Origin of the sequence: Sphingopyxis sp., assembly GCF_016793825.1 — a bacterium.
Taxonomy (GTDB): Bacteria; Pseudomonadota; Alphaproteobacteria; order Sphingomonadales; family Sphingomonadaceae; genus Sphingopyxis.
Genome location: NZ_JAEULM010000049.1, coordinates 24,536 through 38,185, shown reverse-complemented (window position 1 = coordinate 38,185; position 13,650 = coordinate 24,536). Strand labels below are relative to the sequence as shown.

9 protein-coding genes, 2 pseudogenes and 1 riboswitch are annotated in these 13,650 nt (G+C 62.2%); of the genes and pseudogenes, 8 read left to right on the top strand and 3 right to left on the bottom strand.

Annotation, left to right across the window (positions count from 1 at the left end):
* Positions 1–140 (bottom strand): annotated as a pseudogene (locus JNM03_RS17260) (ATP-binding protein); the annotation flags it as partial.
* A 106-nt stretch (positions 141–246) separates the two neighbouring features.
* Positions 247–1,110 (bottom strand): annotated as a pseudogene (locus JNM03_RS17255) (recombinase family protein); the annotation flags it as partial.
* A gap of 466 nt (positions 1,111–1,576) precedes the next feature.
* Positions 1,577–1,768: riboswitch (cobalamin riboswitch) on the top strand.
* Positions 1,769–1,845: 77 nt separating this feature from the next.
* Between JNM03_RS17255 and JNM03_RS17250 the strand changes: the two are divergent.
* From JNM03_RS17250 to JNM03_RS17225, 6 genes are all read left to right on the top strand, one after another.
* Positions 1,846–3,795, top strand: coding sequence for a TonB-dependent siderophore receptor (locus tag JNM03_RS17250; RefSeq protein ID WP_294038521.1), 1,950 nt, complete (start codon positions 1,846–1,848; stop codon positions 3,793–3,795).
* Positions 3,795–4,616: an ABC transporter substrate-binding protein gene (locus JNM03_RS17245; protein WP_294038520.1), complete on the top strand. Its 822-nt coding sequence runs from the start codon at positions 3,795–3,797 to the stop codon at positions 4,614–4,616. The genes JNM03_RS17250 and JNM03_RS17245 overlap by 1 nt, the downstream gene beginning before the upstream one ends.
* On the top strand, positions 4,613–5,599 hold the full coding sequence (locus JNM03_RS17240) for an iron ABC transporter permease (protein WP_294038519.1): 987 nt from the start codon (positions 4,613–4,615) through the stop codon (positions 5,597–5,599). The genes JNM03_RS17245 and JNM03_RS17240 overlap by 4 nt, the downstream gene beginning before the upstream one ends.
* On the top strand, positions 5,592–6,365 hold the full coding sequence (locus JNM03_RS17235; protein ID WP_294038517.1) for an ABC transporter ATP-binding protein: 774 nt from the start codon (positions 5,592–5,594) through the stop codon (positions 6,363–6,365). The genes JNM03_RS17240 and JNM03_RS17235 overlap by 8 nt, the downstream gene beginning before the upstream one ends.
* Before the next feature lie 74 nt (positions 6,366–6,439).
* The gene (galE, locus tag JNM03_RS17230; RefSeq protein ID WP_294038516.1) at positions 6,440–7,471 is read left to right on the top strand and encodes a UDP-glucose 4-epimerase GalE; all 1,032 of its coding nucleotides are present in this window, start codon (positions 6,440–6,442) and stop codon (positions 7,469–7,471) included.
* 2 nt (positions 7,472–7,473) lie between these two features.
* Complete coding sequence (locus JNM03_RS17225) at positions 7,474–8,475, top strand: NAD-dependent epimerase/dehydratase family protein (RefSeq protein WP_294038514.1); 1,002 nt, start codon at positions 7,474–7,476, stop codon at positions 8,473–8,475.
* Between the two features lie 73 nt (positions 8,476–8,548).
* Here JNM03_RS17225 and JNM03_RS17220 read toward each other — a convergent pair whose 3' ends face one another.
* A complete protein-coding gene (locus tag JNM03_RS17220) occupies positions 8,549–10,276 on the bottom strand; it encodes a hypothetical protein (protein ID WP_294038512.1) in 1,728 nt (575 codons plus the stop codon).
* A 166-nt stretch (positions 10,277–10,442) separates the two neighbouring features.
* Here JNM03_RS17220 and JNM03_RS17215 point away from each other — a divergent pair, with 166 nt between their 5' ends.
* Positions 10,443–11,630, top strand: a complete 1,188-nt coding sequence (locus JNM03_RS17215) for a hypothetical protein (protein WP_294038510.1) — start codon at positions 10,443–10,445, stop codon at positions 11,628–11,630.
* Between the two features lie 173 nt (positions 11,631–11,803).
* Complete coding sequence (locus JNM03_RS17210; RefSeq protein ID WP_294038508.1) at positions 11,804–13,642, top strand: nucleoside-diphosphate sugar epimerase/dehydratase; 1,839 nt, start codon at positions 11,804–11,806, stop codon at positions 13,640–13,642.
* The last annotated feature ends 8 nt before the right edge of the window (positions 13,643–13,650 follow it).

Genomic DNA, 13,650 nt, shown 5'->3' with positions numbered 1-13,650 from the left:
TGGAACAGCAACTGCCCTCCCGAGCGGGCGAACGGCAGATAACCGAGCTCGTCGAGCACGATCAGGTCGAGCCGCGACAGCTGCGCCGCCAGGGTCCCGCCTTTGCCGATCCGGGTCTCCTCTTCGAGGCGTGTCACCAGTCTTGACACCAAGGCGCGCTCCACACCTCGAACAGTAAATGAAACCTTTGAGGATCGGCGGCGGACCGGGGGTATTAGGCTTAAGATTGAATCTGCGAGACCTGAGCAGCGATTGAACTGCGTCAAAATCTTCCTGACTAATGATCGACGGGACGGCGACGATCACCACTTCGTCAAGGGGATTCAGAGATCCGTCCCTACTTCGCTGAGCGTAAGCATGCTGTCCGATATAGGTACGCCGGGTCAGCATCCGGTGTAGCTGTCCCGTTGCCCATAACGCGCCGCTCGGCGTTCTGAACCCCTGACCATGCAGATAGTTTGCAATTTTTTTGAGGCCGAAGGATTTGCGACCGTCGGGTCCGCCTAAGGCCAACCGGTATACTAGGCGCACGAAGTCTTCATATCGCTCGTCGATTACGAGCTTTTTCTTGATTTGATCCCCACGTCGCTCCACCTCCACCACCCGATAGCCGAGAGGAGGGGTAGACCCGCACCAAAAGCCCTGGCGCGCGTTCTCCCTGAGCGCTCTGCTCACGTGCTTGGAATTTTCCTTCGATTGGTATTCGTCGAAAAGAGTGATCACTTGTCGCATCATGACATGCATCGGATCGTCGCCGATTTCTTGGGTAGCCGACACAAGCTTGACGCCGTTTCGTTCCAACTTCCGGACGTAATACTCGAGTTCGAAATGATCCCGGAAGAAGCGCGAGAAGCTGTGGACGACGATGATATCGAACGGACGCGGGGATCGGGTCGCCGCCGCGATCATTCGCCTGAATTCCGGTCGGCGGTCATTAGTCGCTGACGCACCCTGCTCGACGAATATTTCGGCGATCTCATACTTTCGCAGGATGCAATATATCTCCCCCTCTCGCTGCTGGTCGGGGATCGAGACATCATATTGCGCCTGTCGCGCCGTCGATACTCGCAAATAAAGAGCCGCCCTGGTTGGGCGTTCGGAATTTAGCATTTTGCCTTCCTGCAGAATGAGGCGGTGGTGCGCCCCTACCCGCCGCATAATGACGAGCCCGCTATCCACCCCAAATTTTTGTTCTGACTCTCGTTGATCGACGACCACATAGACCGAAAGGCGGCCCTCACGCAGGGACAAATCCTCATCCTGCGGGTCCTGCGACACAGGAGCGCGACGGCCACGAACCTCGTCAGCCTGCCGAAATGAGCAAGGCGATCATTATGGATATACAAAAGCCGTTGCGCACCGTTGGCTCCAGAGGACCGACCGGCGAGCATGTTCATGTCCTGAGCACTACCGGAACCTCTCTGGTCGTTACGGTACGGAACCGAGTAACGATAAGGTTGCTTCGCAGGCCGCCAAGACAAAGTTGCTCCCGGCAGGAGCCGAATATTGCCAGATCTTGTCACGCCCCTTGCTGACCCGCGCAGACGGTTGCGTATATGGATCGCTTTTGCTAGCGGCCCGCAGCGTGACCTCGGGTTGCCTGGAGACAGGCATGAAAAGGGAAGACCGGTGAAGATCCGGCGCTGCCCCCGCAACTGTAACCGGCGAGGTGGATGCACTCCGTGCCACTTGGGCGACAGCCCTGGGAAGGCCCGCATCCGCCGTTGACCCGGGAGCCAGGAGACCTGCCAGAGCGTCGCCGTTATCTGCGCGCGGGCGGGGTGCACCGGGAGCAGGCGGGGATTCCCGCGTGACGGCAAAGGCCGTTACGTTTGGAGAATCCGTATGAACACCCGCGTTTTGACTTCCACCCTGTCGCTGATCGCCATCGCGGCGGCATCCCCCGCCCTGGCCGACGAGAGCACCGGCGACGGCACCACGATCACCGTGATCGGCTCGCTCCTCGACGCCGAAGAGAGCAACGCCTCGGTTTCGGTGATCGACGACATCGCGATCCGCCGCGCGCAGAACGGCGCTGCGACCGACCTGCTGGTTCGCCTGCCCGGCGTCTATGCCACCCGCAACGGCGGCATCGGCGGCTTTACCGGCATCCGCATCCGCGGCGCCGAGGCCGAGCAGACGCTCGTCACGATCGACGGCGTGCGCGTCGGCGACCCCTCGTCGCCGGGCGGCGGCTTCGACTTCGCAAACCTGATGCTGGGCAGCATCGACCGCATCGAAGTGCTGCGCGGCGCGAACAGCCTGCCCTGGGGCAGCCAGGCGATCGGCGGCGTCGTCGCCGTCACCACCACCGCCGCGCCCACCGACGGGACGACCAGCGGCGACATCGGCGCCGAATATGGCTCGCGCGATACCGTGCGCGCCAACGGCCGGCTTCGCGCCTCGCTCGGCGCGGCGCAGTTCGGCGTCGGCGGCGGCTACACCCGCACCGACGGCATCAGCACCGCCGCGGTCGGCACCGAGCGCGACGGCTATCGCCAATATTCGCTGAACCTCACCAACCGCACCGAAATCGGCAACACCCTCGTCTTCCGCGCCTTCGGCCTCTTCGCCGACAGCCGCGTCGACCTCGACGGCTTCGCGCCGCCGACCTTCAGCTTCGGCGACACCCCCGAATATCAGGACACGCAGGAACATTATGCTGCCGTCACGATCGAGCATCGTCCGGGCGGCAACGCCAGCGAGGGCGGCTTTTCGCACGAGCTGCAATATGCCTTCGCCGACATCAACCGCGACAATTTCGATCCCTCGTTCGGCAGCACCGACCCGAGCTTCCGCGCGCGCGGACGCAACGAGCGCCTGTCGTACACTGTCGACTGGACCGCAGTGTCGCAGCTTCGGGTGCTGGCGGGCGCCGAACGCGAGTGGGTGCGCTCGCTGACCGCCGACGCTTTCTCGAGCGATGCCGGCAGGACCGCGACGACCTCCTTCTGGGGCATGCTCGTCGGCAAGCCGACCGAGATGCTGACGCTGACCGCGGGCATCCGCCACGACGATCACCGCGACTTCGGCGGCGCGACGACGCTGGCGTTCGACGCGGGGCAGAAGATTGGCGACCTCGTCACGGTCCGCGCCAGCTATCGCGAGGGCTTCAAGGCGCCGACCCTGTTCCAGCTGTCGGCCACCGCGGGCGCGTTCGGCAATCCCGACCTGCTCCCCGAAGAGGCCAAATCCTATGAAATCGGCCTTCGCTTCGGCGATGCACAGCGCTGGTTCCTCGACGTCGCCGCCTTCCGCCGCGACAGCCGCAACCTGATCGATTTCGTCAGCTGCCCGGCGGGGCCGAACCCCCTGCCCCCGATCTGCGCGACCGGCAACCGCCCGTTCGGCACCTATGACAATATCAACCGCGCGCGGGGTGAAGGCTTCGAGGTCGAGGGCGGCGCCACCCTCGGCGAGGTCCGGCTCAGCGCCAATTACAGCCTGATCGCGACGAAGGACCGCACCGTCGGCGGCGTCTTCGAGGGCAACCGCCTCGCCCGCCGTCCGCGCCACCTGGCCAACGCCGAGATCGCCTGGACGCCGGGCGGCGCACTCGACGGCGCCGACCTGTCGGCGGCGGTACGCTATGCCGGCAAGAGCTTCGACAATCGCGGCAACACGGTGCCGCTCGACGACTATATCCTCGTCGACTTGCGCGCGAGCTACCCGATCACCGAGGGCATCGACCTCTTCGGCCGCGTCGAGAATATCTTCGACGAGGAATATCAGACGGTCGCGACCTACGGCACGCTCGGCCGCTCGGCCTATGTCGGGGTCCGCTGGGCCTTTTGATGCGAGGGGCAGCGGCTCTCGTCCTGCTGGCGGCCCTCACGGGCTGCCAGCAGCGCGCGCCGCTGCCCGCGCTGCACGGCGTCGCCAGCATCGACTTTTGCGCCGATCAGATGACGCTCGGCCTGCTCCCGCGCGGGCAGATCCGCGCCGTGTCGTTCGAAACCGACAGCGACACCAGCTTTTCGAAGCCGCGCGCGACGGGCATCCCGCGCCTCCGCCCGCAGCTCGAGGATATCGTCGCGCTGCGCCCCGCGGTCGTCGTGCGATCCTACGGCGGCAGCGCGAAGCTCGACCGCCAGCTTGAGGCCATCGGCGTCCGCGTCGTCCAGCTCGGGTTTCCCGGCACGCTGGACGAGGTGCGGCAGGATGTGCTGCGCGTCGGCGGCGAGCTTGGTGCCGGCGCGCAGGCGCGCGAACGCATTACCGGTTTCGAGGCCGACCTCGCCGCAGCGAAACGCCAGCCTGCGCGCCACGGCACGGCGCTTTACGTCACCCCTGGCGACGTCACCACCGGCCCCGGCAGCCTCGTCGCCGAGGTCATCGGCGCCGCGGGATATACGCCCTATCGCACCGAGCCCGGTTGGGGAACGCTCCCGCTCGAACAGATGGTTCGCAAAGGCCCCGACGTCGTCTTTCGCGCTTTCTTCGACAGCGCGCGCTATCGGCAGGATTACTGGACCTCCTCGCGCCATCCGGTCGTCGCACGAGTCTCGGCCAGGGCGATCGACGTTGAAATCCCGGGCGCGTGGATATCGTGCGGCAACTGGCTGACCGGCCATGCCGTCGCCAAACTTGCCGCGGCCCAGGGGAAACGCTCATGACCCTCCGTCTCAACGCCCTTCTCGCGCTGCTCCTGCTCCTCGCTGGCCTCTTCGCGCTGATGACCGGACCCGACGGCATCTCGCCGCGCCTGATCGCCGACTGGCTGAACGGCAGCGATCCGGCTGCGTCGATCATCATCGCCGATATCCGTCTGCCGCGCGTGATCGCCGCAGCGGTCGTCGGCGCATCGCTCGGGCTTTGCGGCGCCGCGCTGCAGGCGCTTACCCGCAATCCGCTCGCCGAGCCGGGCATCCTCGGTGTCTCCGCCGCGGCAACGCTCGGAGCGACCGCGACGCTCTATTTCGGCCTCGCGAGCCTTTCGCCGTGGATTCTTCCGCTCGGCGCAATCGCGGCATCCGCGCTGGTCACCGCACTGCTCTCTGCCGTTGCCGTCCGCACGCAGGGGATGGCGAGCCTGATCCTCACCGGCGTCGGGCTGTCGAGCCTCGCTGGCGCGCTGATGGCGCTGATCCTAAACTTCGCCCCCAACCCCTTCTCGCTCTCCGACCTAGTAAACTGGACGCTTGGTTCGGTCGCCAACCGCTCGTTCTCCGATCTCGCGGTCTCGGCGCCGCTGACCCTGCTCGGATCGCTGCTGCTTTTGAGCCAGCGCGCTAACCTGTCGCTGCTGTCGATCGGCGAAGCCGCAGCGACCGCGCACGGGCTCGACGGCCGCAAGACCCGGCTTTTCGTCATCTCTGGCACCGGCATCGCGACCGGCGCGGCGGTCGCGCTCGCAGGCGCGGTCGGCTTCGTCGGGATCGTCGCGCCGCATCTGGTGCGGCCATGGACCGGCCACGACCCCGGCCGCGCCATGCTGCCGTCGGCATGGCTCGGCGCGCTGCTGCTCGTCCTCGCCGACCTCCTCGTCCGCCTCCTGCCGACCGACAACGAGCTGCGTCTCGGCGTCGTCGCGGCGCTCGCGGGAGCGCCGATCTTCATGGCGATCGTGCTGCGCCGCGGGAGGCCCGGCCATGTCTGATCTGATGCTCGACGCCCTGACCGTCCGCGCCGGCAGCACGACGCTGCTCGACGGCATCACCGCGACCATCGCGCCGGGCCGTCTCACCGCGATCGTCGGCCCCAACGGTGCGGGCAAATCGACGCTGCTCCGCGCCATTGCCAACATCATCCCGTCGAGCGGAGGCATCAGGTTCGGCGATACCGACCTCAAGGCGCTGAAGCCCCTCGAGCGCGCCCACCGCCTAGCCTATCTGCCGCAAGCGCACGAGCTGGCCTGGGACATCAGCGTCGCCGACATGGTCGCGCTCGGCCGCTTCGCCCATGGTGCGGTTCCCGGCCGCCTCGGCGCTGCCGACGAGGCCGCCATAGCCGAGGCCATGGAGGCAACCGGCTGCGCCTCGCTCGCCGGCCGCGCGGTGACGAGCCTGTCGGGCGGCGAACAGGCGCTCGCCTGTCTCGCCCGCGTGCTCGCCGCCGATACGCCCGTGCTGCTTGCCGACGAACCCGCGGCGGCGCTCGACCCCGCCAACCAGTATCGCGTGATGGAATGCCTCGCGGCGCGAGCCAAACAGGGCCGCACCGTCGTCGTGGTCCTGCACGACCTGTCGCTCGTCGCGCAATTCGCCGATTCCATCCTGTGGCTTCACGAGCGGCGACTGACCGCGCACGGCCCCGCGTCGCTCGCCGAGTTCGAGCGCCACGTCCCGGCTCTGTTCGCGAGAACGCCGGGCTTTACCACCGATGGATCGAAGGCGCTTTATTTCCGTCGCGATCCCGACAGTTAACTGGCTGTTTCCAAAATTTGCTTTATGCTTTCCTATGATAGCGCCCGGATCAAATCCGGCTGGAAGGAATGCAAATGAAGGTCTTTGTCACCGGCGGCGCAGGCTATATCGGCAGCCACACGCTGGTCGCCCTTCTGGCCGCGGGCCACGAGGTTTGCGTCTATGACAATTTCGACAACAGCTCGCCCGTCGCGCTGGCGCGTGTTCGCCAGCTGACCAACCGCGACATGGCGGTGGTCGAGGCCGACGTCCGCGACGATGCCGCGCTAACCCGCGCGCTGACCGGCTTCGCCCCCGACGCCGTCGTCCATTTCGCAGGGCTGAAGGCCGTCGGGGAATCGAACGACATCCCGCTCTGCTACTATCAGACCAACGTCACCGGTACGATGAACCTGCTCGCCGCGATGGATGAGGCGGGGTGCAGGCGCATCGTCTTCTCCTCCTCGGCGACCGTTTATGGCGAAGCGCAATACCTGCCCTTCGACGAAGAGCATCCGATCGCGCCTACCAATCCCTATGGACGCACCAAGGCGATGGCAGAGGGCGTGATCGGCGATTGGGCGAGCGCGACCTCTCAGGCATCGGCCGTACTCCTGCGCTATTTCAACCCCGTCGGCGCGCATGAGTCGGGCCGCATCGGCGAGGATCCGCAGGACATCCCGAACAATTTGATGCCCTTCGTCGCACAGGTCGCGGTCGGACGCCGCGCTAAGCTATCGATCTTCGGCGACGATTATGACACGCGCGACGGCACCGGCGAGCGCGACTATATCCATGTCGTCGACCTTGCCGCAGCGCACCTCGCCGCACTCGAATATTCGGCGCGCACGACCGGAAGCGAGGCGATCAACGTCGGCACCGGCCGGGGGGTCACCGTGAAGGAGCTGGTTGCGGCGTATGAAGCCGCGTGCGGTCATCCGATTGCAACCGAGATCGCACCGCGCCGCCCGGGGGACGTCGCGAGCAGCTACGCCGCGACCGCGAAGGCCGAGCGGCTTCTGCGCTGGCAGACGGCGCTCGAGATCGACGATATGTGCGCGTCGTCGTGGACATGGCAGTCCGAAAATCCGCGGGGCTATGACGCATCCATTGGGGCGGGGGCGTAACGGTGGCCGTCCTCGTCACCGGAATCGCCGGCTTTATAGGTATGCACACGGCCGCGCGCCTTCTCGAACGCGGCGAAACGGTCATCGGCGTCGATAATTTCAACGCTTATTACTCGGTCGCGCTGAAGGAAGCGCGCATCGCCGAGCTGGAACGGATCGGCGGCGACCTTACGGTTCATCGCGTCGATATAGGCGATAACGATGCCCTTGCCGCTGCGCTTGCGGGCGCCAATTTCGATCGAATCGTCCACCTCGCGGCGCAAGCGGGCGTGCGATACTCGCTCGACAATCCCGGCGCTTACGTGCGCGCGAATGTCGCCGGCCACGTCAATATCCTCGAACTCGCCCGCCACCGCGCGGTACAACATCTGGTCTATGCGTCGTCCTCATCGGTTTATGGCGCGAACAAAATGATGCCGTTCCGTGTGGAGGACCGCGTCGATCATCCGATCTCCCTCTATGCCGCGACCAAGCGAGCCGATGAGCTGATGAGCGAAGCTTATGCGCACCTGTTTCGAATTCCCCAGACTGGTCTGCGCTTTTTCACTGTCTATGGCCCCTGGGGACGCCCCGACATGGCGCCGTGGAAGTTCACCGCAAACATCCTCAAGGGGCGACCTATCGACGTCTATAACAATGGCGATATGAGACGCGATTTCACCTATATCGACGACATCATCGACGGGTTGATCGCCAGCTTGGATCATCCGCCGGCCGATGACGGCCTGGAAAAAAAGGGCGGATATCTGACTCCACACCGGCTTTACAACATCGGCAACAATCGCCCCGAACCGCTAATGCAGTTGATCAGCGAAATAGAAAAGGCGTGCGGACGCAAGGCGGAACTCAACCTGCTGCCGATGCAGGATGGCGACGTATACGAAACCTATGCCGACATCGATCCGATCGGGCTCGAACTGGGCTATTCACCAAAAAACGGGATTACGATCGGCGTTCCTGCCTTCGTCGCTTGGTACTCACAAGCCGGCAATCTTTACGCCTAAGCGCGAGAAGTCGCGTACGGGCAGCCACGGAAATTGCGACGTTTCCTTCACCGCGTCGATCAGATTCCGATACCTAGCCGCCGATGAACGGGGGACTGAGAAGCCCGACGACGTTGCCCTTGCCGATGGGGCTACGCGTCTGCAAATTTCCGGCGCTGTCAGCCGTCAAGCAGATCGGAGCATTTGTCGAAACATTGACGGCAGTGAACATGATGCGCGCAGCGGGCCTATATCCAACGGGAATGACGGCTATCGTGTCTCCGGTTGAGATGGGGCCCGTCATGGCGAAGGAACCTGCGACCTGGCAGGAGCCGTCAATCGACCGGTAACAGATTGGCGCTTGGTAACTCGGATCCGATTCGGCGTAGCTTGCAACCCAACGTCCAAGCGTCAACAAGGCCTTTTGACGGGGAGCGTAATCGCGCATCGGCTCCCCGTTCAGACGACAATTTCGAACCGTGGTTGTTGCAGAATTATCGGTGAACACGCCGCTCAGATCCACGCTGTCGAGAACAGTGTAATGGGCGTCGGAGCCAATCCGGAGGTTGTTGAGCTTGCCGCCTTCGACAACCGCATAATCACCCGAGATAAGGCTGCCGCCAGAGGAGACGCCGGTGCAGTTCAAAAGCCGGTTGAAATCCCCTCGGATATCGAAATCGGCGCCCGCCCCGTTTTCTTCACAAAAGAAGCCGACGAATGTGTTGCGATAGGAGTCTGCGTCGATGAAAACCCCGCCACTTTCATTGCCCTCCGATGCTCCGTAAAAAAGGTTGGCGGCGCTGGCCTCGAGATGGACGCCAAAGTTTCCTTTACCGCCACAATGCTCGATCAAAAGGTCACAATGGCATCCGAATATCCTCGAGGCATAAAAGCCATGTGTGGGAGTCGTGGTGAACGGCCCGTCATTGCCTTGCGAAACGCGCACCTTGAATTTTGTCAACACGGCGCCAGCGCTGGAAACATTCTGGATCGAGTCGGCAATATGGACGCCGGTTTGACCATTTTTCAGATCGACATTGATCGAGCCGTGATGGAAATTGTCGATGTCCAGCAATCTGGACGATTTTGCGTTGCCCTCGATGACAAGCGGTCGGTCGCCTCCCAGGATTCCCCGGTATGTACCGTAGTTCGGATTGTCGCTGGGGCCAGACAGGCTGACAGCTATTCCCGCTCCGACATGCTTGATCCTGGCGCTGCCGCCGAGCGCGACACAGGCCCAATGATCCTTCGCGAGTTCGAGCTTGGAGCCAATGATATATTCGCCATCGGGAATTTCGAGCGTGGTGAGGCCGTTAGCCCAACAGTTGTCACGCGCTTCGGCTAGTCCCGCATTGTCGATAATCGCGCTGTCGCCAAGCCTTCGCCATCGCCCTTTTTTCGTATCGGCAACGGCGATGAAGGTCCGACCATCATCGGCTCCTGTTGCCTTCGGATCGTAGAGGAACAGGCCTCCGCCACCGTCGTACGGCTCGGCTCGGCCCAAGATGAGGGCGAGAACCGGGCTATCATTCGTGACCTCACCCAACTCGCGAAGATTCTGAATACTATTGGCGGTAATCAACTGCGCGGTTCGCGGGATTTGCGGCTCGCTCTCCGTTCCGTTCTGGAAAATCATGGGCGCCAGGGCGGCTTGCGACAGCGCAATAAAGCTTCTTCGAGAATGAGGCATTTCACCCCTATAGTCGGCGCCGCGCGGCTGTGTCACCCGTTTGCGCTGCTTCCTCCAATGGATCAGAATAGGCAACTGGACGCGCCCGCGCACAAGATCCCGGACGATTGATGGTCGAAACTGCAGCAGCAAGGCTGTCGGTCCCGAGATGCCAAGGCGATAACATTGCGGCTATCTTGCCGGGTAACGGCTTGCCTATAGCGCGCCACGCGGCATCTGTGTATTGAGCAGGCTATGAAATTCCGCTGACTTTCAATAACCTGTTTAGACTCATCCGATCAAAGGGTTAAGTAAATTTATGATGCGCGTCGTCGCTATTGCACTGGGAAGTATCGCGCTGGCGGGAGTAGCGGGTGTGAGCGCTTTCGACGGGTGGGCGGGCCGATTCATGCCGGGCGCGGCCTTGGCGATCAATCGCAATTCATCCGACGCTTTGACGACCGCGAATGAGGCTGCCTTGGCCTCGAAGGATCAGGCCGTCTTCCGCAAGATCGGAAAGTCCAACGCGCTGCGCATATTGAAGCGGGAGCCGCTCTCCGATCGAGCGCTTAGGCAGCTTGGCATTTATTACTGGCTCACTGGCCAAAAGGCCAAAGGTCGGCAGCTCGTCCTTTTGTCCACAACAGTGACACGGCGAGACGCGCAGGGACAGATGTGGCTGGCTGAGGATTCGGCCAGGCTGGGAAAGATCGCGGATGCATTGAATTCCTTCGATATCGTGCTCCGAACGGAACCCGACGCCCGCGAGGCGGCATTCGCGGGCATGAATGCCGCATTGGGCGACCCTCGTTTTCGGAGTGCGTTTGTCGAGCTAGCGGCGAAGGATCCGCCTTGGCTTTCATCGTTCGTGGCTTTCGCCATCGGAACCAGCAAACGACCGTCGGAACTTGCAGATGTTTTGACCAAATTGCGGCCTGTTCCTAAATCGGTCCTGCCTGAACGGGAGGCGGGCGCGCTGCTCTCACGCCTTGTAAGCGAAGCGTCGATTGCAGACGCGAGGGGGCTGTATCTTTCGCTTCCGGGCTCGCGCAGCGCGCTGTTGACGTCGATGGACTTTCGGACCGGGGCCGAGGCTTTCCGCTATTCGCCCTTTGGATGGGAAGTTTTCGACAATGCTGGGGTCCAGGCGTTCGGCAGTGCGAAGAACGCGAAGATTATGATCGAAGCCATTGTGCTTCCGGGATATCGAGGATCGGCAGCTCGAAAATTGTTATTCTTGAAGCCTGGCACCTACAGGTGGACCAGCGTTGCGGCGCTCGACGAGATGGCACAAGGCGCCACGGCAGCAATAGCGCTGTCCTGCTACACCGGTCCCGGTAAATGGTCGCGCGTCGAAAGCTTCGATCTTCGTAATGGAAACAACCGCTTCGATTTGACCATTCCTGATAAGTGCACAGCGCAGTTGCTGTCACTCGAACTTATAGGAGCAGATGATCAGAATGATTCGGCGATGACGCTGCAGTCTATGAAACTGGAGCCTGCGTGAGCGTAATACGTTTTCGGTGCATCGGAACGTTTTTTTGAGATAACCGAACTGTTCCGGCGCCCTCAACCGAAGCTGAAGAATAATTATACTGCCAAGCCATGACAATCGACCGCCCCCTTACCAATTTCATCCTCAACTGGCCGCGGAGTGCGAAGCGGGCGGTCGCTATCGCGATGGATATTCTTCTGTGCGCGATAACGGTCGCGTTGGCTTATCGCCTGCGCCTTGAGGTCTGGGAGTTCCCCGCCGGACTGCAGTGGATGTCCTATTCCCTGGCCGTTGCGATCTCCGTTCCGATTTTCATCCGGTTTGGCCTCTATCGTGCGATTTTCCGGTATGTCGGCTGGGACGCACTGATGGCCATCGCAAAGGCTTGCGCGATCTACGGGGCCTGCTATGCAACAGTCATCACGTTCATTGGGTTTCCGGGTGTTCCGCGAAGCATCGGCTTTCTGCAGCCGATCCTGCTTTTTGTCGCCGTGAGCACCTCGCGTGCGCTCGTTCGATATTGGCTTGGAGGCCATCGAATGCTGCCGGGCGGCGATGAAACGCGGCGCAATGTCGTGATCTATGGTGCCGGAGCGGCCGGTCGGCAGCTTGCTGCGGGTCTCGGCAACAGTCGCGAGATGCACGTGGTCGGCTTCATAGACGACGACACGCGGATTCATGACAGTCTGCTGCTCGGCAAGCCGATCTATTCTGCCGAAAGCATGCATTGGATAATCCACACCTTCGGTGTCACCGATGTCCTGCTGGCTATACCGTCCACGTCGCGCAAGCGTCGAAATGAAATTATCGAAGGACTGCGGGGCCATGCGGTTTCGGTCAGAACCCTTCCAGCACTCGCCGAGCTCGCGGACGGCCGTGTGACGATGAATGATCTGCGCCCGCTGGACATCGAAGACCTGCTCGGTCGCGATCCCGTGCCGCCAGACATGTTTCTCATGCGCCAGTGCGTCACCGGAAAAACGATCATGGTGACGGGCGCCGGAGGATCGATCGGAAGCGAAATATGTCGGCAACTGCTCGAATATGAGCCGACACGGCTGCTCATATTCGAACAGAGCGAATATAATCTCTATGCTGTGAATCAGAGCCTCACGGCGCAGGCGGCGCTTCGAGAGCTGGAAACGGATATTGTACCGCTTTTGGGATCGGTCGGCGATCCCCACCGAATGGATACCGTCCTGCGCCGATGGTGTCCCGACACAATCTATCATGCCGCTGCATACAAGCACGTACCGCTTGTTCAGGCCAATCCGGACGAAGCGGTTCGAAACAACATCTTCGGTACCAAGAACATAGCCGAGCTGGCCGTTCGTCACGCCGTCCGGAACTTCGTCCTGATCAGCACCGATAAGGCGGTTCGCCCCCCCAATGTGATGGGCGCGACCAAAAGGATCGCCGAAATGGTGCTTCAGGCGATGGCGGCGGAACAAGAGAATACGCGATTCGCAATGGTACGCTTCGGCAATGTCCTCGGGTCGAGCGGCTCGGTCGTCCCGTTATTTCGGAAACAGATTGCGGCCGGCGGGCCGGTCACCGTCACGCATCCAGAAATAACGCGCTATTTCATGACGATCCCGGAAGCGGCGCAGTTGGTGATCCAAGCCGGCGCGATGTCGGTTGGCGGTGAGGTTTTCGTCTTAGACATGGGTCAACCGGTGCGTATCGTGGACCTTGCCCGCCGGATGATCGATCTGTCCGGCCTGCTTGTGCAGGATGAAAGACAGCCCGATGGCGATATCGCGATCCGGTTCGTCGGCTTGAGGCCCGCCGAGAAACTCTATGAAGAACTGCTTATTGGCGACAATCCCGAGCCTACTGGCCACATGCGGATCATGAAAGCGCGCGACAATTTTCTGCCGCTCGATCAGTTGAATCAGCATCTTGCGGCGATCCAGCGCACTTATGACTCGGCTGATGACGAGGCACTGCTCGAAGCGATCGCACAACTCGTCCCCGAAGTTCGGCCTGCTTTCGCACAGCACGCAGACCTGGCGACACATTAAGAGTGCCA